General features: G+C 62.4%; 16 protein-coding genes and 1 pseudogene. 9 read left to right on the forward strand and 8 right to left on the reverse strand.

Annotation, left to right across the window (positions count from 1 at the left end; translation table 11 throughout):
* Nucleotides 1-25 precede the first annotated feature (25 nt).
* The 4 genes from A9K68_RS23560 to A9K68_RS23580 form a co-directional block, all read right to left on the reverse strand.
* On the reverse strand, nucleotides 26-499 hold the full coding sequence (locus A9K68_RS23560) for a DUF2269 family protein (RefSeq protein WP_065010360.1): 474 nt from the start codon (nucleotides 497-499) through the stop codon (nucleotides 26-28).
* Nucleotides 499-1,785, reverse strand: a complete 1,287-nt coding sequence (locus A9K68_RS23565) for an SDR family oxidoreductase (RefSeq protein ID WP_065010359.1) — start codon at nucleotides 1,783-1,785, stop codon at nucleotides 499-501. Before A9K68_RS23565 ends, A9K68_RS23560 begins: the two co-directional genes overlap by 1 nt.
* 497 nt (nucleotides 1,786-2,282) lie before the next feature.
* Nucleotides 2,283-2,501 (reverse strand): hypothetical protein, encoded by a 219-nt coding sequence (locus A9K68_RS23575; protein ID WP_065010358.1) that lies wholly within the window; start codon nucleotides 2,499-2,501, stop codon nucleotides 2,283-2,285.
* 342 nt (nucleotides 2,502-2,843) lie between these two features.
* On the reverse strand, nucleotides 2,844-3,491 hold the full coding sequence (locus A9K68_RS23580) for a class I SAM-dependent methyltransferase (protein WP_065010357.1): 648 nt from the start codon (nucleotides 3,489-3,491) through the stop codon (nucleotides 2,844-2,846).
* A gap of 299 nt (nucleotides 3,492-3,790) precedes the next feature.
* Between A9K68_RS23580 and A9K68_RS23585 the strand changes: the two genes are divergently transcribed.
* The 8 genes from A9K68_RS23585 to A9K68_RS31435 all read left to right on the forward strand — a co-directional run bounded on the left by A9K68_RS23585 (nucleotide 3,791) and on the right by A9K68_RS31435 (nucleotide 12,297).
* Entirely contained in the window at nucleotides 3,791-4,924 is a 1,134-nt protein-coding gene (locus A9K68_RS23585) for a transporter substrate-binding domain-containing protein (RefSeq protein ID WP_065010356.1), read from the forward strand.
* The gene (locus A9K68_RS23590; RefSeq protein ID WP_065010355.1) at nucleotides 4,925-5,554 is read left to right on the forward strand and encodes an ANTAR domain-containing protein; all 630 of its coding nucleotides are present in this window, start codon (nucleotides 4,925-4,927) and stop codon (nucleotides 5,552-5,554) included.
* A gap of 259 nt (nucleotides 5,555-5,813) precedes the next feature.
* Nucleotides 5,814-6,659 carry a nitrilase family protein gene (locus A9K68_RS23595; RefSeq protein ID WP_065010354.1) on the forward strand — a complete coding sequence of 282 codons (846 nt, stop codon included), beginning with the start codon at nucleotides 5,814-5,816 and terminating at the stop codon, nucleotides 6,657-6,659.
* A 54-nt stretch (nucleotides 6,660-6,713) separates the two neighbouring features.
* Nucleotides 6,714-7,865, forward strand: coding sequence for a substrate-binding protein (locus A9K68_RS23600; protein ID WP_065010353.1), 1,152 nt, complete (start codon nucleotides 6,714-6,716; stop codon nucleotides 7,863-7,865).
* Nucleotides 7,866-7,932: 67 nt separating this feature from the next.
* Nucleotides 7,933-8,766 (forward strand): branched-chain amino acid ABC transporter permease, encoded by an 834-nt coding sequence (locus tag A9K68_RS23605; RefSeq protein WP_065010352.1) that lies wholly within the window; start codon nucleotides 7,933-7,935, stop codon nucleotides 8,764-8,766.
* Nucleotides 8,753-10,531, forward strand: coding sequence for an ATP-binding cassette domain-containing protein (locus A9K68_RS23610; RefSeq protein ID WP_156768458.1), 1,779 nt, complete (start codon nucleotides 8,753-8,755; stop codon nucleotides 10,529-10,531). Before A9K68_RS23605 ends, A9K68_RS23610 begins: the two co-directional genes overlap by 14 nt.
* Nucleotides 10,524-11,258 (forward strand): ABC transporter ATP-binding protein, encoded by a 735-nt coding sequence (locus A9K68_RS23615; RefSeq protein WP_065010350.1) that lies wholly within the window; start codon nucleotides 10,524-10,526, stop codon nucleotides 11,256-11,258. The genes A9K68_RS23610 and A9K68_RS23615 overlap by 8 nt, the downstream gene beginning before the upstream one ends.
* An 868-nt stretch (nucleotides 11,259-12,126) precedes the next feature.
* Complete coding sequence (locus A9K68_RS31435) at nucleotides 12,127-12,297, forward strand: hypothetical protein (RefSeq protein WP_203546858.1); 171 nt, start codon at nucleotides 12,127-12,129, stop codon at nucleotides 12,295-12,297.
* A gap of 370 nt (nucleotides 12,298-12,667) precedes the next feature.
* Here the strand turns inward: A9K68_RS31435 and A9K68_RS23620 are convergent, their stop codons facing one another.
* From A9K68_RS23620 to A9K68_RS23630, 4 genes and pseudogenes are all read right to left on the reverse strand, one after another.
* On the reverse strand, nucleotides 12,668-14,512 hold the full coding sequence (locus tag A9K68_RS23620; protein ID WP_065010347.1) for a heme peroxidase family protein: 1,845 nt from the start codon (nucleotides 14,510-14,512) through the stop codon (nucleotides 12,668-12,670).
* A gap of 235 nt (nucleotides 14,513-14,747) precedes the next feature.
* A complete protein-coding gene (locus tag A9K68_RS23625) occupies nucleotides 14,748-17,939 on the reverse strand; it encodes an adenylate/guanylate cyclase domain-containing protein (protein WP_082982577.1) in 3,192 nt (1,063 codons plus the stop codon).
* Nucleotides 17,940-18,120: 181 nt separating this feature from the next.
* A pseudogene (locus tag A9K68_RS31875) lies at nucleotides 18,121-18,279 on the reverse strand (alpha/beta hydrolase); the annotation flags it as partial.
* A 57-nt stretch (nucleotides 18,280-18,336) separates the two neighbouring features.
* A complete protein-coding gene (locus A9K68_RS23630; protein ID WP_065010345.1) occupies nucleotides 18,337-19,098 on the reverse strand; it encodes a LuxR family transcriptional regulator in 762 nt (253 codons plus the stop codon).
* A gap of 117 nt (nucleotides 19,099-19,215) precedes the next feature.
* Here A9K68_RS23630 and A9K68_RS23635 point away from each other — a divergent pair, with 117 nt between their 5' ends.
* Nucleotides 19,216-20,106: a proline iminopeptidase-family hydrolase gene (locus tag A9K68_RS23635; protein WP_065010344.1), complete on the forward strand. Its 891-nt coding sequence runs from the start codon at nucleotides 19,216-19,218 to the stop codon at nucleotides 20,104-20,106.
* The last annotated feature ends 47 nt before the right edge of the window (nucleotides 20,107-20,153 follow it).

Consider the following 20,153-nt stretch of genomic DNA (forward strand, 5'->3'; position numbering starts at 1 on the left):
GCGCGACATCTGCCCCGGCACGGCGTTACCACTCGATCGCCGGCCGCGCGATCATCAGCCAGAAAATCCCGAGGACGGCAGCAAAGGCGGGAAAGCCAAAGGCGAACCACAGCCAGAAAAGCCTGATATACCGGGCCGGCAGCGGGGCTCCCGCCTTGGCGGCTTCGGACGCCAGATTGCGCATCTCCATCTGCATCCATACCACCGGCAGCCAGAACACACCGGTGACGATATAAAGCGCGATGGAAAGCACGATCCAGCCTTCGGAGAGCGAGTAACCCGCCAGCCAGGCGAGCGCGACGCCGGTTATCGGCTGCGCCACGACGGCAGTTGCCGTGAAGAGAAAGTCGGCGACCACTACGATGCGCGCCACTGCCGCAATTGTTGCTGCATTGCCGGTCCTGTGGGCGAGAAGCATGAAGAAGGCAATGCCGGCGCCCGTGCCAAGCAGCACGCTGGCACCGATGACATGCAGGTACTTCAGCACGAAATAGAGCATCAGCGCTCCTCCAGGATTGCCAATGCAACGAAGTGAAGGACGATGATCGGCAAGACCTTCAGGAACGGCCCAAGCGGTTCGTTCCACAGGTCCGGGCGCAGGAAAGTGCCCACGATTAGATAGAAGAGCGAGAGCGCGATGCCGGCGTAGACGCCTTTTCGCGCCGTTGGCCGCCAGGCTATGAGTGCGCCGACGACGACGTCGGCAAGAGCGCCGGCGATCACGGCAGGCGCCGACAACATGCCAGCCCCCGTGCTTTGCATGAGGCCGATGCCGTTGCCGTAGCCAGTGGTCAGCGAAACAATCCCCGTCATGATCCAGAAGAACGGCAGGACGACGAAGATTGCAGGCTTGGCGAAATAAAGCCCGGCGAACCATTTCTCCTGCACCGTTGCCGGATTGAGCGCGAGGAACTGCGCCAAGCTTTGTGGGTGTATGCCGGTCAGGGAAGTCCAGTTCGATGGATCTCCGACCGCCCCTCGCGTGATCTCCCTGGCGGCATTAGTGCGCATCGGAGGTCGCCAGCCGAGCACCGCGGCGAGATCGCCGAGGCGGTAGAGAAATCGGGCAACCCATCCCGGCAAGACAAGCCTGGCTGCGGAACCCCAGCCGAGCCAGCGGCGAAAAGTGCCGACAATCTCATCCATGGTCAGCTGTTCGGGACCTGCAAGTTCCAGCGCCATACGAGACGGACTGCCGGGATTGAGAAAGAAGAGCACCGTCGAGACCACATCCTCGAGCTGCACGACCTGTAGCCGGCCGGTATCTGGCATTGACGGCAGCACCGGCAGCGAGGCCAGACCGCGAAACAACGCACTGGCCCCAAACACAGGCCGGCCGAGCACCACGGAAGGGCGAAGGATTATCCAGTCCAGATCAAGTGCCATGAGGGCCTGATCGCCAGCATATTTCGTCGCCGAGAACGACGAAGGCTGTGCCCGATCGACACCCATTGCCGAGAAGTGGATCACCTTGGCAACGCCGGCCCGCGCGCAGGCGAGAAAAAGAGCCGCCGCAGCATCGCGATGAACTTGCCCGGTCTTTTCGCGAGGGCTGTCCTGCAGAACGCCGGCACAGTTCACGACGGCATCGATGCCGGCCAGATGCGGCAGCCAATCTTCAGGGCGTAGCGCGGTCGCCATGTCCAGCACCAGCAATTGGTAGTCGCCGGCTGCATTTGCCCGAGGGCTACGGACGATCCCGACCACCTCATTTCCTTCGGAAACGAGGCGGGAACAGACCGAAGCGCCGATCAGGCCGGTGGCGCCAACAACGAGAATTCTCATCGGGCCCCGGTCTCCGTTAGCGGTAACCACGAGACCATCGCCGTCCTATTCGGCGCGTGTCTCCTCGATGGCGTCGATGTTGTTCCGGCGCTGCGAAAACACACGTCTCCCAGGCAGTTGTTCAAGGGTGATGGTGACCACAGGCAGTCAAGTCGAAGACCGCGACGTTTACTGGTGTTTACAGTGCGCGCTTGTAGCGTTGCTTCCACACATTGTCCTCCCAGCGACCGAACGGACCGCAAGACTGCTGTGCAACTTGAAATAGAGCACATCATGGTTGCGTCAACTGAACCGCTGACGGACCTGCGCGATCATTTGGGCAGTCCAGTGGGGCATTAGCTGTATGAATGCGCGAGAGACGATCGCGGCCACTGTCCAGCAACGCGGAAAAAACCATCGAGGACGGGATTAGGAAAGCACCAGGAGACCTATTATGGACAGGGAAGCGCGTATCAGGCGGCGAGCCCATGAAATCTGGAAGTTGAGGCGATCCTCGCCTAACTCGATGGGGCGGACTCCTCATTCGTGTACTCGTGAATGAGGCCGAGGATTTGCGATCGGACCAGTTCGCGAGCCTCGGCCTGAACGAACGGCATCAACAGTTCGACCCGTTCCTCGACGCTCTCGGGCAGATCCGCAGCAGGATCGATGAGGTCGTTACCGTGCGCGTAGAGATTTTCCGTCAGTTTTTTGTCGAGGTCGGAAAAAATGCCCATTGATCTGCTCCAAGCCAGCTTCTCTGCTTAAATTGAATGCTGACGAAAATGTTCCCCGGATGATCGATCACAACAGCTGCTTCTCCGGCCGAACGCGGGCTAGTCCAGCTCTGGTGGTAGCTTTTGACGTGATGCGGATTACCTGTTCCGACCCCAACTAGGACGCTCATTGTTTGGCGCTGAGCGTCGGCAGTTTAGTGAAAAGCGATCCGTCAAAAACCTTACCTGACTCGCCCGTTTGCTCACAGTCAGGATCAAATCCGGACGAGAAAGGACCAAGTCGGCTTGGGCGGGAAAACAGCGCGAGCGTTATCGCTTTGGTCGAGCCACGGGGAAACTGGCCTATGGCTTTCTAAAGAAGCCGGACAGAATATTCGGACCCACTTCGCCGGGCCGCATTCTAATTCCGTCCTCGAAGCAGTTCAGCGTCACGCACTGGAAGCCGCTGTGTGCGAGGAGTGCCACCAGCGAGTCACGGTCGAAATGGTGCAGGTGCTCGTTGGGGAGACGCATACGCCACGTTCGGAACCACGCGTCGCCGGCGGTGCCGAGCTCGCGCCAGCGGCAATAAGGGACGGCGACGGCCAGGTAGCGGGCCTGAAGCCGGGCGAGGAAACCCAGGTCCGGGATGTGCTCAAGCACGTCGAACATGGCGACGAGATCCCACGAACTGGCAAGAGCCTCATCCCAATCGACAAAGCGGACGCCCTTGGGCAGCGGAAACCTGGCGATGTCGCAGCCGGCGCAGTCGGCGACCCCGGTTATTTTCGCGGCTTCGACGAACGTGCCCGTGCCATATCCAATCTCCAGGACGGACCGAGGAATTTGGCCCGTGATTCCCAGCACCCAGCCAAGTCGCTGATATCCGAGCTTGATGGTCCGGTCACTCAGGTCCTCGTAATAGGAAATGTATTGCTTGTCGTACTTGATCGGTGTGAAGTCGATCTGGTGGATCACGCCAAACCCGTCGACCTCGTAGTTGTCCAACATTAGCGTGCGGCCTCCAGCTTCAGAATTCCTTACATGGCAGAGCTAAACGCGACGTAACCGGACAACTGAGCGGTTCCGGTATTCGGGCGGTAGCGGATCGGCCCCTTTAGCCATATGGCTCCCAATCACGGACGGTCACGTTCCGGCCCAGACTGCCGGGCGGCAATGCCTCTATCTCTGCCGGAGAGATCACCTTTGCCGCTTCCTGAAAGCAGAGACAGCCAGCGACCACGCTGGCGATTGCCATGACGCTTCGCGTGCAATAGGCCTTTTGCCGGAAAAGCTCAGGGAGGATTGCCGTGACAGGTACAGCCGGGACATGGCGCGTCGGAATCCTCTTTTCGCGCAGCGGCATCACTTCGGTCACCGAAAGCGAGCATTTCTACGGAACCGCCTTGGCCATCGAGGAGATCAATGCCGGCGGCGGCGTGCTGGGGCGGCAGATCGAGCCGATCACCTACGATCCGGGCAGCGACCCCGAGGCGTTTCGTTCGCTGGCCCGCAGGCTTCTGACCGAGGACGACGTCAACGTCATCTTCGGCTGCTCGATGTCTGGCAGCCGCAAGGCCGTGCTGCCGATTGTCGAGCGCTACAACGGCCTGCTCTGGTATCCTTCGATCTACGAGGGCTTCGAATATTCGGAGAATGTCCTCTATACCGGCGCCACGCTCAACCAGAATACCTTCGCGCTGGCCGACTTCATCCTGCAGCGCTACGGACCGCGCGTGTTCATGGCCGGGTCCGACTACATCTATCCGCATGAATCCAACCGGGTCATGCGCGATCTCTTGGAATGCAAGGGCGGCACGACCGTCGAAGAACAGTATGTGCCGCTCGATGCCGACGAACGCCGGATGCGCCGCCTGATGGCCGATATCGAGAAGGCCGCGCCGGACGCCGTCTTCTCGACGGTGATTGGGCGCAGCGCGCAGATCCTCTACAGGCTCTATGCCGAGGCAGGCATCGATCGGACACGGCGGCCGATCGCCAGCCTGACCTTGGCCGAAGGCGAGATCCGCGTAATCGGCGCCGAGCACTGCACCGGCCATGTGCTGGCGGCTCCTTACCTGGCGAGCGTCGACAGCGGCGAGAACCAGCGCTTCGTCGGCGAGCTCGCCCGCCGGTTCGGCGACCGGACGACCGCGACCATGTGGTCGCAGACGGCTTATACGCAGGTCCACCTGTTCGCCCGCGCGCTGGAAAAGGCCGGAACCCTCGACACCTTTCGCCTCGGACAGGCAGCGCTCGAGGTCGACTATGCGTCGCCGGAGGGACGCATGATGTTCGACCAGGAAAACCGCCACGTCTGGTCGACGCCGCGCATCGGTATCGCCAACGCCACCGGGCAGTTCGATATCGCCTGGCAGTCGCAGGCGCCGATCCGGCCCGACCCCTATCTCGCCTCCTCTCGTTTCGAAGAGCCTTGGCTTTAAATGACGGCAACGCTCAAACGCATTCTCAACGACCTGCGGCAGGCGAAGATCCTGGTCATCCATCCGAAGGACGAGGATGGCGCCGCGCTGGTCGATCACCTCCGGCGCCTAGGCTGCGAAGTCAGGGCGGCGTGGCCGCCGCCGGCGTCGATCCCGGGCGACATCGACACGGTGTTCGTGCAGGTCGGCGAAGCGCCGACCGATGCCATGGTGTCGCTCATCGAGGGCGCCAATGCTGCCGTCGTCGCCATCGTCACCTATGAAAGCCCCACCTCGATCAAGGCGATCATCGATCTCAACGCGCACGGCGTCATCACCAAACCGCTCAGGCAGTTGGGCGTGCTGACGCAGTTTGCACTGGCCCGCTACCGGTATGGCTATGAAGGGCGGTTGGCCAACAAGGTGCGCAAGCTGGAGGATACGCTGAAGGGACGCCGGACGATCGAGAAGGCGGTCAAGGTGCTGGTCGAGATGAACGGCGTCGACGAGGAAACCGCCTACAAGCTGATCCGCGACCAGGCGACATCGAAGCGGGTCGCCCTGGTTTCGGTGGCCGAAGGCATCCTCGCCGCGCAGGAAGCGATGCGGACCTTCGGCTTCGGGATTTCCGCGCCAGGCAATCAGAAATAGCCGGACAGCCGACAGCCCGACAAGATTATCGCATCAGAAATTTCTTTCAACTAACTGATTTTATTACTTTAAATAGCAACTTCCGGTGCGGCAGACCGCCGAACTCTTTGGCTCTTGACGCGGCCTCCCGGCTGTGCAACTTCTTAAAGCACGAGCAGGTTTGCTCATCGGCAGGAGTGCCGTTTCACATTGATGGCTATGCAGCCCTTGGTTCGCGGATGACTTCCGCGCCAGGGGTTTTTTGCGTTTGGAGACACGCTTGACGATACATGCGAATGCGACGGCGGACCTGCGTCTGGCCTGCATCCAGTTCCAGCCGGCGATCGGCCGGCTGGACGATAATCTGAAGTCGATGGAGCGATTGATCCGCCAGGCTGCCGGTCTGGGCGCATCGGTGGTGGTGCTGCCCGAGCTTGCCGACAGCGGGTATGTCTTCGACAGCCAGGACGAGCTGGCCGCGCTCGCCGCCCCCATTCCGGATGGCCGCAGTGCCATGCTGCTGTGCAGCCTGGCAAACGAACTTAACCTGCACATCGTCAGCGGCCTTGCCGAGCGCGACAGCGACCAGTTCTTCAACGCGGCCATGCTGTGCGGACCATCCGGTCCTATCGGTACCTACCGCAAGCTGCATCTGTGGAACCGCGAAAAGCTCTATTTCCAGCCGGGCAATCTCGGCCTGCCGGTGTTCGATACCGCGATCGGCCGGATCGGCGTTGCGATCTGCTATGACGGCTGGTTTCCCGAGACCTACAGGCAGCTGGCGCTGAAGGGCGCGGAGCTGGTCTGCGTGCCGACCAACTGGGTACCGATGCCGGCCCAGGGTCAGCATCCCGAGCCGATGGCCAACATCCTGCACAAGGCGGCCGCGCACAGCAATGGCATCTACATCGCCTGCGCCGACCGCGTCGGCACCGAACGTGGCCAGCCTTTTGTCGGCATGAGCCTGATCGTCGGCCCGACCGGCTGGCCGATCGCTGGTCCTGCCAGCGAAGCCGGCGAGGAGATCCTCATCGCCACGATCAACCTTGGCGTCATCGCCCAGGCCCGGGCGCTGAGCGAGCGCAACGACGCCATCGGCGACCGCCGCAGCGACGTCTACGGATAGGCAAGAAGAAGCCGGCACCACCCGGTACGATCAACGCAAAGAAAGGGGAATACCATGAAGAACAAAGCACTGATCGTTGCATTCGCCAGCGCCGCCCTGGCCACTTCCGCCTTCGCGGCGGACGGTCCGATCAAGATCGGCATCCCGGTCGGCCTTTCTGGCGCCAACAGCGTCGTCGCGCCCTCGGTCGTGCAGTCGGCGGAGCTGGCGGTCGCCGAGATCAACGCCGCCGGCGGCGTACTCGGACGCCAGCTTGCGCTGGAGATCGCCGACGACGCCTCCGGTGCCGCAGGCGCGCAGAAGGCCTTCGATTCGCTGGTCTTCCAGAAGGAGGTCAACGCCATCATCACCATGGAGACGAGTGCGGCGCGCAATGCCGGCCTGCCGATCATCACCAAGGGCGACATCCCCTACATCTACACCTCATTTTACGAGGGCAAATCCTGCAATGCCAATTTGTTCGTCAACGCCTGGGTCCCCGAACAGCAGGTGCCGCCGATCGTCGACAATTTCATCAAGACGCAGGGCGCCAAGAAGTTCTTCCTGATCGGCTCCGACTACGCCTTCGGCCGCGGCATGCTGGAGTTCGCCAAGGCCTATATCGAAAAGTCAGGCGCCAGCGTCGTCGGTGAAGAATATTTGCCGATGGAAGGCAGCGACTGGACGGCGATCATCTCCAATCTGAAAAGCTCCGGCGCCGATGCCGTGATCACCTCGACGGCGGGCGGCGCGCCCAATGTCACCTTGACCAAGCAGTTGCGCGGGGCCGGTGTCACCATCCCCTACGGCAATCTGGCCGTCGATGAAGGAACTGCCAAGAGCATGGGCGCAGACGCGGCCGGAATCTTCATTTCCGCTTCCTATGTCACCAGCATCGACAGCGACACCAACAAGAGCTTCCTTGCCGCCATGCAGAAGAAGTTCGGCGCCGAACTGCGCACCCCGAATGACCTCTCGGTGCCGGAATATGAAGGCATCTATCTCTACAAGGCCGCAGTCGAGAAAGCCGGGACGACCGACACCGCCGCTGTGCTTGCAGCACTCGCCGAGGTATCCTTCACCGGCCCGCGCGGCACGGTCTCGATGAGCAAGCAGCACCACGCTCCGCTGACCATGTATCTCGGCCAGGTGAAGGCGGACGGTTCGGTCAGCGTGGTCGACAAATTCGAAGGCGTCGACCCCGGCGAACAGTGCCCGAACCTGTAGTCGCACCTGTCATCGCAACGGGGCGGCGGCCCTGCGCCGCCCCGTTCCACACTATCGGGAACCTGCCATGACGCTTCTCCTGGACATGGTGACGACGGCGGCGATCCTGTTCATCGTCGCCGCCGGCCTGCTGGCGATCTTCGGCGTGCTGAAGATCATCAATTTCGCCCATGGCGCCTGGCTGACGATCGGCGCCTATTGCGCGGTGGCAACCGCCGGCTTTGGGCTCAATCCCTGGGCGGCGCTGCCGATCGCCTTTGCCGTGGGAGCGATCCTCGGCGGCATCACCGAGCTGGTCATCGTACGGCCGCTCTATCGCCGGCCGCTCGACGCCATACTGGCGACCTGGGGTCTCGGCATCGTCATCGGCCAGCTGATCACGCTGTGGTTCGGGCGTGACGTGCAGTTCACCCCCAATTTGCTGTCCGGCACTGTCGATGTGTTCGGCGTCGGCTATTCGCTCTACCGGCTGTTCGCGGTCGCCGCCGCGCTGGTCATCGGGATTGCCTTCACCTTCCTTCTCGAAGGCACGCGGCTAGGCCTGTCGGCGCAGGCGGTGATCATGAACGAGACGCTGGCGCGCGCGCTCGGCATCGACACCGCGCGCGTGCGGCTGGCCACCTTCATGGTCGGAACCGGGCTGGCGGCACTTGCCGGCGTGCTGCTCACGCCGCTGACCAGCGTAGACCCGAATATGGGCGTGGCCTGGCTGATCGGCTCGTTCATGCTGGTCATGGTCGCCGGTTCGTCCTTCTCGACTTTAGCCATAGCCTGCCTCGTCTTCGGCGGCGCACAGGTTCTGGTCAGCACTTTCGTCAGCCCCATTTTCGGTGGCATCACGGTGGCGGTCCTCTGCGCCCTGGTGCTGCGCATCAGCCCGAAGGGATTTGCCCGTGCCTGAGAGCCGTTCCATTCCGCCAAGGGTCTGGCTGCTTGCGGCGCTCGCGCTTGCGGTGGCGGTCGTCGTCATTATCGGGCCAGCGCTGTTCGACCGGTTCACGCTCAATGTGCTGACCCGCTCGATGATTTACGCCATGCTGGCGGTGACTGTCGACATTTTGTGGGGCTATACCGGCATTCTGACCTTCGGCCAGGCGGCCTTCTTCGGGACCGGCGCCTATGCCAGCGCCATGGTGCTCAGCCATCTCGGCGCAACCCCGGCGCTGTTGGCACTGGCACTCGCGCTGGCGATCTTCGTGCCGGTGTTGCTCGGTGCCTTCGTCGGCTGGTTGTCATTCGGCCACGGCTCGACTCCGCTCTATGCGACGGTGATTTCGCTCGTCGTGCCGATCGTGGTCACGCAGCTGGTGTTTTCGGGTGGCGTGTGGACCGGATCGAGCAGCGGGCTGGTCGGCTATTCCGGCCTGCCGCTCGGCTTGCCGGGCTATTTCCGGCTTACCGGCATCTGCCTCATCGTCACCACCGTTGTCGCCCTGGTCTTCACCCGCTCGGATGCAGGCAAGCTGCTCCTCGCCATTCGCGACAATGAAGCGCGCTGCGCCTATCTTGGCCTCGATCCGCAGCGGTTGAAGATCGTGCTGACAACGATCCTCGCCGGCGTCGCCGGCATTGCCGGCTTCCTCTATGCCAACGCGTCGGGTGTGGTGGCACCTGAGAACACCGGCTTCGTCTTCGGCACCGAGATCGTCATCTGGACGGCGCTGGGCGGCCGCGGCACTATCATCGGGCCGGTGATCGGCGCGATCGGCATCGATTACCTCAGCGCCCAGCTTTCCGGCGACCTGCCCTTCCTGTGGAACCTAGTCGTCGGCGCGCTGTTCGTCGTGATGATCATCCTGTTGCCGAACGGGCTGGCGCAACTGGCCAGGATGGTGCTGCCGCGCCGCAATGAAGAGCAGACCAGCCAATCGGGTAGCCCTACCCTCGCCGCCGAACCGGCCGGCAACGGATCGGAGGCCGGCAACCGCGCGCTCGCCGTCAGCGGCCTCGGCAAATCCTTCGGCAGCCTGCAGGTGCTGCAAGGGATCGATCTCGACGTTCACCCCGGCGAGCTGGTCAGCCTCGTCGGTCCGAATGGAGCAGGCAAGACGACGCTGATGCGCTGCCTGAGCGACGGCACCGACGCCACGACCGGAACCGTCATCATCGCCGGCCAAGACATCAGCGGCATGACACCGGATGAGATCGTCGCGCTCGGCGTCGGACGCAAGTTCCAGGTGGCGAGCGTCTTCGACAGCCTGACCGTCGCCGACTGCCTGCGCATGGCACGCGCCTCGCGCAACGCGCCGAGCCTGCTCCGCCGCTCCGCCACGCTTGGACTGCCGGCGGCCGCCGCCGACATTCTGCGCTCCACCGGGCTCGACCGCATGCTCGGCCGACCGGTGTCACTGCTGTCGCATGGGCAGAAGCAGAGCCTCGAGCTCGCGATGGTCGTAGCACTCGAGCCAAAGCTCATCCTGCTCGACGAGCCTACGGCCGGGCTGACCAAGGTCGAGCGCACGACCATTGGCGCGACGCTGCAGAAGCTGACCGGCGAGCTTGGCTTTGCCGCCATACTGGTGGAGCACGACCTCGATTTCGTCCGTGACATCTCGACCAGGATCGTCGTTCTCCACCAAGGCAAGCTTGTCCTCGACGGCAGCGTCGATCAGGTCGTCAATTCCGAAATGGTCAGGACGATCTATTCGGGAGGCGCCCATGCTTGAGGCAAGACAGGCAGAGGCCAAAATCATCGCGCCGAAACTGTCGCTGTCGAATGTGTCGAGCGGCTACGGGCCCATTGCCATCATCGAGGCGCTGTCGCTGGTCATCGCGCCCGGACAGATCTTTGCGCTGATGGGCAAGAACGGCATGGGCAAGACCACCGTGCTGAAAACCATCCTCGGCTTCGTGGCGCTGCGTTCGGGCGACATCCGCCTCGACGGCACTTCGATCGGTGGTGTTTCGCAGGCCTCGCTGATTGCGTCGGGAGTCGGCTATGCGCCGCAGGAGCAGGCGCTGTTCCAGGATCTCAGCGTGCGCGACAATCTGCGCCTCGTCTTGCGCTCGGATCACGGTTTTGCACAAGCCGTGGAACGGGTTTACGGGCATTTTCCGTTCCTCAGGGAGCGCTTGTCGCAACGGGCCGGAACGCTGTCCGGCGGCGAGCAGAAGATGCTCATTCTCGGCCGCGCGCTGATGCTGCGGCCGAAGCTGTTGCTGATCGACGAGATTTCCGAGGGCCTGCAGCCCTCAGTCGTCGAACGCATCGCCGCGGCACTCAGGGAGGAGCGCAGGACGAACGGCACGACAATCCTGATCGTTGAGCAGAACCTGCCCTTCGCCCTCGGCATTGCGGACAGCTGGGCAGTGCTGAAGCTCGGCCGGATCGAGGATGCCGGCGATGTGACTGCGGGCACGGCGGCCCGCGTTCTTCAGCACCTGAAGATCTAAGACACGCGCATTCGGAAGCGAGGTCGCGGCACATTGTCCGCGTTGTGAACGGCAGCAATGCGCCTGATATCGGCCACCGAGGTGACCGTTGCCACTGCCTGAAAGCAGAGATTGTTGGCGACCATTCTGGACGCCGCGGTTGCGCCATCTGCGGAAGTTCGAGGCATCCCCGATGAACGGTAGCAGTCGGACCCGTTCCAGAAGTTCGTGCGCGAGTGCCTACGGAACATTATCTACACCTAATGTATAACCTAGCCGATTTCGAAGAAATGGGACATAGTTGAGGAGCATATGATCTCTTGTTCATGATCCGGGCGAGTCGCCCGGCAGCAATTGGAGATATGTCATGGCAGCCAATTGGGATCCTAGTCAGAATGTTAACCACGTCACGCATCGGGTCGAGTGGCCAACGGGTCCGTTGGGACTCAATTCAGGCGAGATACCCAAATGGGTGGAGGCGTGGGTTATGCAGGGCAGCACGGGCGCCAGTCAAAGGACTGCCCAGTGGACAGGTTGGGCGCCGAATAACACGACCTGGACTGCAGACGGGATCCCGCCGGGGTGGATATACGGACAGTTCCAGGCCGGGCCGGCATTGGGGGTAGCGCTCCTAGCTTACGACTCCAGTGGTACTGATAAATTCTACTGGTGGTTGGAGATAGTCGATCTGTATTAGCAGCTCGGGGTAACTGGGCGAGCGCGGCACGGCTTATGTGTAAAGCAGTTCTACAACGCCGAATGATCCCTCCCGGTTTGCCGATCTCGTCGCACGCCTGTCAGAATGTGGCGTCTCGCAAGGGCCGGACATACTCGTATAGAAAAGTGACGTGGCCGTTTTGCTTTGCTTGATGATTAGATGGAGGATGAAATGGCCGTTGACAACGATTTTATTGAGCGTTTCGAGAAGGAGATCAAACTCCTTAAAGACTTGCAGAAGGCGGCCAGCGACGGGATCGAAAGAGCCGAGAAGCGGCTCGAGAGAATCCGAAATGGGGAGCCTAGGGAGGTCGTCTTTGGTCGTGTCCCGCCAAAGCAATAAGGCCGGCGCCTCAGCGCGGTGGTGGCTAGAATCGCTCGATGGAAGCGACCCAAAGGCAGCCTTTCAGCTCAGTCGGGCCGTCGCGGGTGTTCCGCGCATGGTCACGTGCGTCTTCATGGACGTTGCGTAGAACATCGCGCACCGCCTTTTTGGACAGCAGCGGGGCTTGAGTTGACAAGTTGGCAGTCTCGTTTGCTGGACCGATTGTTTCCGGTTTCCGCCGTTGGCATTGTCGGAAAGTGGGAACGTGAAATTGCGACGATACTTGCATGAGCGGCTTGCCAACGGGACCGGTGAACTGGATCTGGACCAGATCGCAGATGAAGTCAGCGCGGCTGAAGGTCCGTCATCGGCGTTCGCAACACGATCTCTATGGTTGCGTTACCCCGGCGAAGGCCACCAAATCCGCCACCGTGAAGTCTCCAGGCATGGACGAAGGAAGAATAGGTGTGAACCCGCCGGCGACGTTCAGATAGGATGACGCATCTCGCTTCAAAATCCTGACAAACGTCTCCGCCACGATCCTGCCGCCGACCGGACCCAACTGATTTCCGCCGGCGAGGACCGAAGCCTCGCGAAGGACGTAATACCACAGTGGCGTCTTGTTCAGCAGTAAACCGCCGCTGGAATTCAGCACAGCCGTTTCGGCCACCGGCACCCCGGATGTCAACTGCGCCGCGGTCATCGGCGCAATGCCGAATGAGTTGGCCATGCCCTGTCCACTCGGCAGACCGAGAGCAAGAGCACGCCGAAGGTTTCGCGTTGCCAGAATCGCCATCATTCCTGAGAATCCGGGCAACGATTCCAATCCGTTAGCCATGAAACTATCGATTTTCCGGGCCTTGTTGTGAACCGGTACCGGCACTCCGGTGTCAAAGAACGCGTTGAAGTCAACGACCCAGGTGGAAAAGACCGGCAGCCGTGGATCGCGATTGAACTCAAACACCTTTTCAAGTGTGGCTTCCGGGAAGTTGAAATTCACCCAGTACGCATCACGGATCATACTGTGGCCGAACCGGTACGCTGCCACGGCGAACTCGACGGGCATTCGGAACGAGCTACCGATGGGGGCAGATACGCTCGCCATCGCGTTGTTCACGGTAGCCACTCCGCAGATTCTTTTCAAAAAGTCGTGCACCACGGCCCATTGGTAGTGATGGGTCACGATTCGTTTGGCCTCTGCGAAGATGTCGCCCGCAAACGCTACTGCCACCAGCAGATCAACGACGGCGTTATGGAAGCACAGCATAGCGTGCTGGAACTGTACGATGATCAGATTTTCGTCGTTGCGCGGATCGCCGATCGCAGCAGTATTTGTACCCTGCATGCGGGGCACATCCCAACTCGTCTGCTGGACCATGCCCGATTTGCCACCGTTGTTGCTGGGGCCGCCCGGGCCAATAGGAGTGTTCGAGCCCCTATGCAGCTTGATTGCGGTAGCTGGACCACATGTAGGAAAAACGTAGAGAAATGGATCTAAGCCGGGCCCGCGGCCGTAAACGGACTCCAGATCGAGCGCCGGGCTTCGCATGTTACTGATCGTATTCGCATCGGTAGCGGCTCCGAGAGTCGACGAGACGTCGAACGTGATGTCATGGTCGACAAACTGACCAAAATAAGTGAAGCCTGCTGGTATCGAAGACACGCCCGCATCAGCGGGATTGTGAGACGCTGGATTAGGATCACGGCCGGGGTCTCCCATCATGTTACCGAGTTGGCCGAGGAGTTCTTGTGTCGTGAAATTGAATGGCAACTTCGTTGCCGCGCGGGTGGCCGCGGACGACATGTATCCGAAGCGATCTGCACAGGCAGAACTCAGCCAGGGAAACGGGAACCAGTAGAGCGGAATTTTAACGCCGTGAAAACGTCGAATCCCTGGCTTTAGTGCGAGGATAGACTCTTTGACGTCTTCCGGTAACTTCTCCATGGGAAGGTCCGCCGGTTTGATGCGATTCGCGCTGGCCAACAGTTGCTCCAGCGAAACGGTGGGCCTCAGATTCGTTTCGGTCACGCGTTTTCGCAACTCCGACAGCACGATCGGATTTGGGTTAACGAATCCTTTAGGAATCGATGTCTTCTTGAGAAATTCGCGGACTGGCTCGGCAATTTCGGAGGTTGCGGCTGGGTTCCTTGTCTCAGCTTTTCGCTTCGTAGGCTTCGTCGCACCGAGTCGCTTGGGTGTCTGTTTCGCTGGGGCTTTCTTTTTCGTGACCATGCTTGACCTCTGAAAATGATTTCAGGAAGTAGCACCCTCACCCAATGGGAAAGGGGGCCTTCAAGTTGGGATTAAGCAGAAAGGCCCATGCAGGCGCCACCTAGCTCTAGGGGCCAGCGGTGAGGAATATTTATGCTCGTCGATCGTATCGAAGTTCGGTGGCATCACATCACCTCCGATCCAGAGCGGTTCACCAGGAGGTGCGGGCGGTGCCCCTTGCCGCCTCCCGACGGTGTCACATTTTGACGAGTTTGCCTAGGCGGAGCTGGGTCGCGGCCGCGGCGACCACGTTTCCCTTCAGCTCGTAGAGATGCAGCGCTCCGGACACGGCGGCGACCGCCTCGTCGCCTCGGCGGGCGGCCTCGAGCACGTGCGACAGGTCGACCAGTGCATCCGCCCGGTCATTGACGAAGTCGGTCGCTTCGGCGATCGTCACTGCTTCGCGCGCGAGCGCCTCCGCCGCCCGGAGCTCTGCCCGCCGCGCATGCACGCGTGCGCGCACGCGGCGCCAACGTACCTGCGTCACCAGGTCTCCGCTCGCAGCCAGCTGGGCGCTGAGTTTAGCAAAGTCCTCGGCCTCTTCGTCGCGTCCCTGTTCGAGGATCACCACGGCGAGGGACGCGGCCATCGTCGAACGGAACGCGCGCTCGCCCATCTCCTCAAGCGCGCGATACGCCGCGCGCGCGCTCCTCTCGGCCGCAGCGGGGTTCCCGGCGAGCAGCTCGACGACGGCCTCGTGCTCTGAGGACGCCACGTAGAGCGTAAGGCCGAGGTCGGCGTAGGTGGCGTTGCTCGTCGCGATCAGCTCGCGGGCAATCGCGAAGCGGCCGACAATCGCGTTGAGGCACGCGAGTTGGCGGAGGATCGCTGCCTCGGACTCGGGGCTTTCGCCCACCTGCACGCGCATCGCCTCGCAACGGCGGATGCCCTCGGCTGCCGGGGTGGGCCCGAACCACAAGGAGGAAGCGATCCACGTGAGGATTTCGTAGTACTCATGCCAATCCCCCGCACGTCGCGCGTGAGCAGCAGCTTGCTCCCAAGCTGCAATGGCGGCCTCGCCGCGAGCCGCGGTGAAGGATAGCCAAGCCTCGAGCCGCCGTGCGCGGCAGAGGCCGAGGTCGTCCCCGAGGCGCTCGAAGACCGGGATCACCGCAGCTGCCGCGCGTGCCGCCTCCTCCAGCCCGCCCTCTTCGCCGTGGAAGATCCGGAGGAACTGCCGCTGAACGAGCACATGCGCTGCCAAGCGCTGGTCGTCAGCGGCAGCGGCCAAGCGCTCCGCCTCGTCCAGCGCGCGCCCGGCGTTGTCCAGCCGGCCGCTTTCGATCAGCGCGCCGCTCAACTCGGCGAGCAGCGCGATCCGCCGTGTGTCATCGGTGGGAAGCAGCCGGGAAACCCTCTCAAGCAGGCTGATCGCCGCCGGCAGGTCGCTGCGGACAAGCGCCCGCCGACCGGCTGCCTCGAGCCGTTCGCACGCCCGGGCGGCAAGCGAGGCCGCGCGCACGTCGCGCGGACCGAGCGCGACACGGTACTGAAAGGCCTGTTCGAGGTGATAGCCGACAATCTCCTCAAACTCGCGTAGCCGGTCCGCGGCCGCTAGCTCGAGCCAGGCGGCGAAGCGCTCGTGCAGGTCGGCGCGCGCATTCTTCGGCAGGGAGCGATACGCGGCGTCGCGGATCAGGACGTGACGGAAGCGATAGGCCTTCTCGCCGGCGAACAACGGCGCCTCCGGGCGGATAAGGTCCCGGCGGACGAGCGCGAGCAAGCCGTCCTCGAATGTGTCGAGCACCGGGCCGGCGAGCTCGCTGACGGCGCTCCGATGGAATACTGAGCCCTCGACCGCTGCGGCCGTCAGGATGGCGCGCTCGACGGACGGGAGGCCCTCGAGGCGGGCAGCGAGAAGCGCATTGATAGTCGAGGGGACGGGTAGCTCAACGGGGTCCGACGCGGCGACGCTGTCGGGCCTGAGCAACGCGTCGTCGACGAGCATCGCCACGAGTTCCTCAGCGAAGAGCGCATTGCCCTCGGCCGCGCTCGCGATCCTCGACTCGGCAGCGGGCGGCAGCGGCGCGGGGCCAAGCAGGTTGGAGATCAGCTCGCGGCATTCCGCGTCGCTGAGCCGCTCGAGGACGATCGACGTCGCGTTGCGTTTGCCGGCCCCCCAGCCAGGACGCGAGTCGAAGAGCTCCGGCCGCGCGATGCAGATGAGCAGGATCGGGAAATCGCGTGAGAAGTCGGCGACGTGCTCGACTAAGTCGAGGAATGTCGACTCGGCCCAATGGGCGTCGTCCACCACAACGACAAGCGGCCCCGCTCGCGCGAGCGCCTCAAACAGCCTCCGGACGGCCCAGGCGGTCTCCTCGGTCGTCCCTTGTCCCGCGCCGCCAAGCCCGAGCGCCCCGGTCACACGCTCGGCAATCAGCCCGGCCTTCTCGTCGCCTGCGAGCCGAGCCTCGATCACCGCTGCGAGCTGCTTGCCGGAGTCCGGTCCCTCCGCGCGGGTAAGCTCCCGGACGATCTCGGCCAGCGGCCAATAGGTTATGCCCTCGCCATAGGGCAGACAGCGGCCGTGCAAGACTGTGACATCCTCGGCAAGGCCGCTCGTGAACTCCCGTACGAGCCGCGACTTTCCCACACCCGCGTCAGCGAGAATGGTGACCAGGTGGCAGGTTCTATCGCCGACCGCGTTGCGGAAGACGGTCTCAAGCAAGGCTCGTTGGCGTTCGCGCCCGACGAAAGGCGAGTCGAAGCGGCGCGCAACGCCGGGGGCGTGGGCGAGGACTTCTAACACGGCGAGGGCGCGGATCGTCGCGCCGCGCTTGAGTGCGCGCGGCCCGCTCGGCTCGACGACGACCGCATCGCGCACGAGCTTGTGCGTCGGCTCGCCGATCAGGATCTCATTCGCCGTCGCTGCCTCCTCAAGGCGCTTCGCGACAATGACGGCCTCTCCGGCGACGGACAAGTATCCCTGCATTTGGTCGCCGGCGATCACCTCGCCGGTGTCGATGCCGATTCGGTTCATAAGGCGGACGCCCCAACCGGCTTCGAGCTCGTGGTTAAGGATGGCAAGTGTTTCGCGCATCTCCACCGCTGCCCGCACCGCGCGCAGCGCGTCGTCTTCGTGGACGAACGGCATGCCGAACACAGCCATGATCGCGTCCCCGATATAGTTGTTCACGATTCCGCCGTGCCGTTGAACGACGGCGCTCAACTCGCCGAAGTACCGGGAGAGCAGGTTCCGGAGCGCTTCGGGATCGAGGGAGAGGCTAAGCCGCGAGGAATCGACGATGTCGGCGAAGAGGATGGTGACCGTCTTGCGGGCGTCCGGCCCGGGCTCCCGCGCGTCCGGCGCTGCCGGCTTAGCTGGAACCGAGGAAGCCACCTTCGGCCTCCGCTTCGGGTTCGGCCGGAGATGCTTATCCGATGACATGGCACGGCTCCGTGTCTTAGCCCCCCACGCCGCTGACCAGTTGCGGACTGTCATGGGTGCTGATTTCACGATACAGCCGCTTCTCAACAAGAACAAAGCGGTTTCCTCGCCGGTCAAAACTCCCGCACTTCTTCCAAAGATACTTTTTGGGCTATCTGCGGGGCTTTACTTGGCTTCTCCCTCATAGATGGAAGAACCGGCTGCAAACTTGCCGAGCGGTGCGTCCGCAGAAGACATGCGGCATGTGGCTCGAATGCTCGAAAAATACCCATCGAATACCCGAAACGCGTTCCAAATAGGGTCGAACCACCTCGGGTGTAGCCTCGTCGATCTGCGGCGAGCATCATAGGGCGAGCCTGTCAGAGGGGGCAGCTATGAAAAGAGTAGGGTCTTTTCGTCAGTTGTCGAGCAGGCGGAAATGCGCGGCGCGAACGACGGCCTGCGTGCGGTTCCTGGCGCCCAGCTTCCTGGCGGCGGCGGTGAGGTGCATGACGACCGTAGGAATCGAGCGCCCGATGACGCGCGAGATCTCCTTGGCAGAGAGGCCATGTGCCGAATGGCGGAGACACTCGCGCTCGCGCGCAGTCAACGACGGCAGGAGCGGACTGAGAGCCGATCGGTCGTAGAGGGCGTAGGCCGTGTCGTGGAAGACATGCGCCAGCAAGCTAAAGCGCGCGATGGTTCCCGCATCCCGATCTACCATCTCGTCCGCGCCGAGGCGGATGCCGGTAACCGTGGCATAGCCGCCGCGCGGCATGTGGATAGGGATCGTGACGCCGCTAGTGAGGTCGCGCTCGCGCAGATAGCGCGCAACGGGTTCCGTAGTCTCGTCGAGGAGCGCGCCTATCTCGGTGTCGATCTCCTTGTCGTAGCTCCAGGCGAAGGGGGTGGAGCTGCGCGCCGCCACGATCTGCACCGGATCGATGCGGAAGTAACCTCGATCGCACCAATAGTCGCGCATGTCGTCATCGATGTTACGCAGCTTGAGCATCGACGGGATCATGATAGCGCCGTCGAGATCGTACGGGATGGGAGTGTAGTCATAGACCAGCGCGTCGTAGCCTAGGCCGGACAGCGCGGTGAACGCCTCGTCGATGCAGTCGTCCAAGGTGCCATGGCGCGTGAAACGCCGCCTGATCGTTGTGATTTCGTCCAGCATGAGCTCTTCCGCTGACATCCTCCCGGACCCCACCCTATCACTTCTTATAGCTGACGCACTCCCAACGTTTCGCTTAAAATATGAGCATGCCTAAAAGCTGTGCATTCGGAGCGTATCATGTGGCGTGAGATGGCGGCCGACGATCGCATCGAGGTAAATGTCGACGGCTTTAAGGTCGTCGCCTACAGCTTCGGCTCCAGCACCGAGACGGTGTTCTGCCTCAACGGCGGGCCTGGCCTGGCCTGCGACTACCTTCGCGAATCGCACTCCTGCCTGGTAGACCATGGATACAGGGTCGTGGCGTTCGACCAGCTTGGCACCGGCGCCTCCGACCGGCCGACGGACACCTCGTTGTGGACTATCGCGCGCTACGTCGAGGAAACCGAGACGGTGCGCAAGACGCTGGGACTCGGCAATGTACACATGATGGGTCATTCCTGGGGCGGCTGGCTGGCGATCGACTATGCGCTTGCCTACCAGGAGAACCTGCAGACGTTGATCCTCGAGGATACCGTCGCCGACATGCCGCATCTTGTTCTGGAACTGGAACGCCTGCGCGCTTCGCTGGGACCTGAGACTGTATCGATGATGCAGAAGCACGAGGCGCAGGGAACATACGATCATCCGGAATACATGGCGGCGGTGACGATCCTCAACTACCGACATGTCTGCCGCCTGCCCGAATGGCCGGCGCCGGTGCGCCGCTCGCTCGACGACTGGAACATGGGACCCTACGCGACCATGCAAGGTCCGAACGAGTTTCTCTACATCGGCAATCTCAAGGACTGGAACCGGGTGCCCGACCTGCCCAGGATCAAGGTGCCGGTGCTGATCACGCATGGCGAGCACGACGAACTGACACCTGCCTGTGGTCTGCGCATGAAGCTTGGCCTGCCGCAGTCGGAGTTGCACATCATCCCGAATGCGAGTCACATGCCCTTCTACGAGAACCCAGCAGCATACTATCCGATCCTTTTAGGGTTCCTCTCGCGCAACAAGGCAGGCTGATGCAGGCAGAATGCAGGGGAAAGGGAGCGGACGGGGAAACACCTCAG

Source organism: Mesorhizobium sp. AA22 (assembly GCF_001672375.2).
GTDB lineage: Bacteria > Pseudomonadota > Alphaproteobacteria > Rhizobiales > Rhizobiaceae > Mesorhizobium > Mesorhizobium wenxiniae.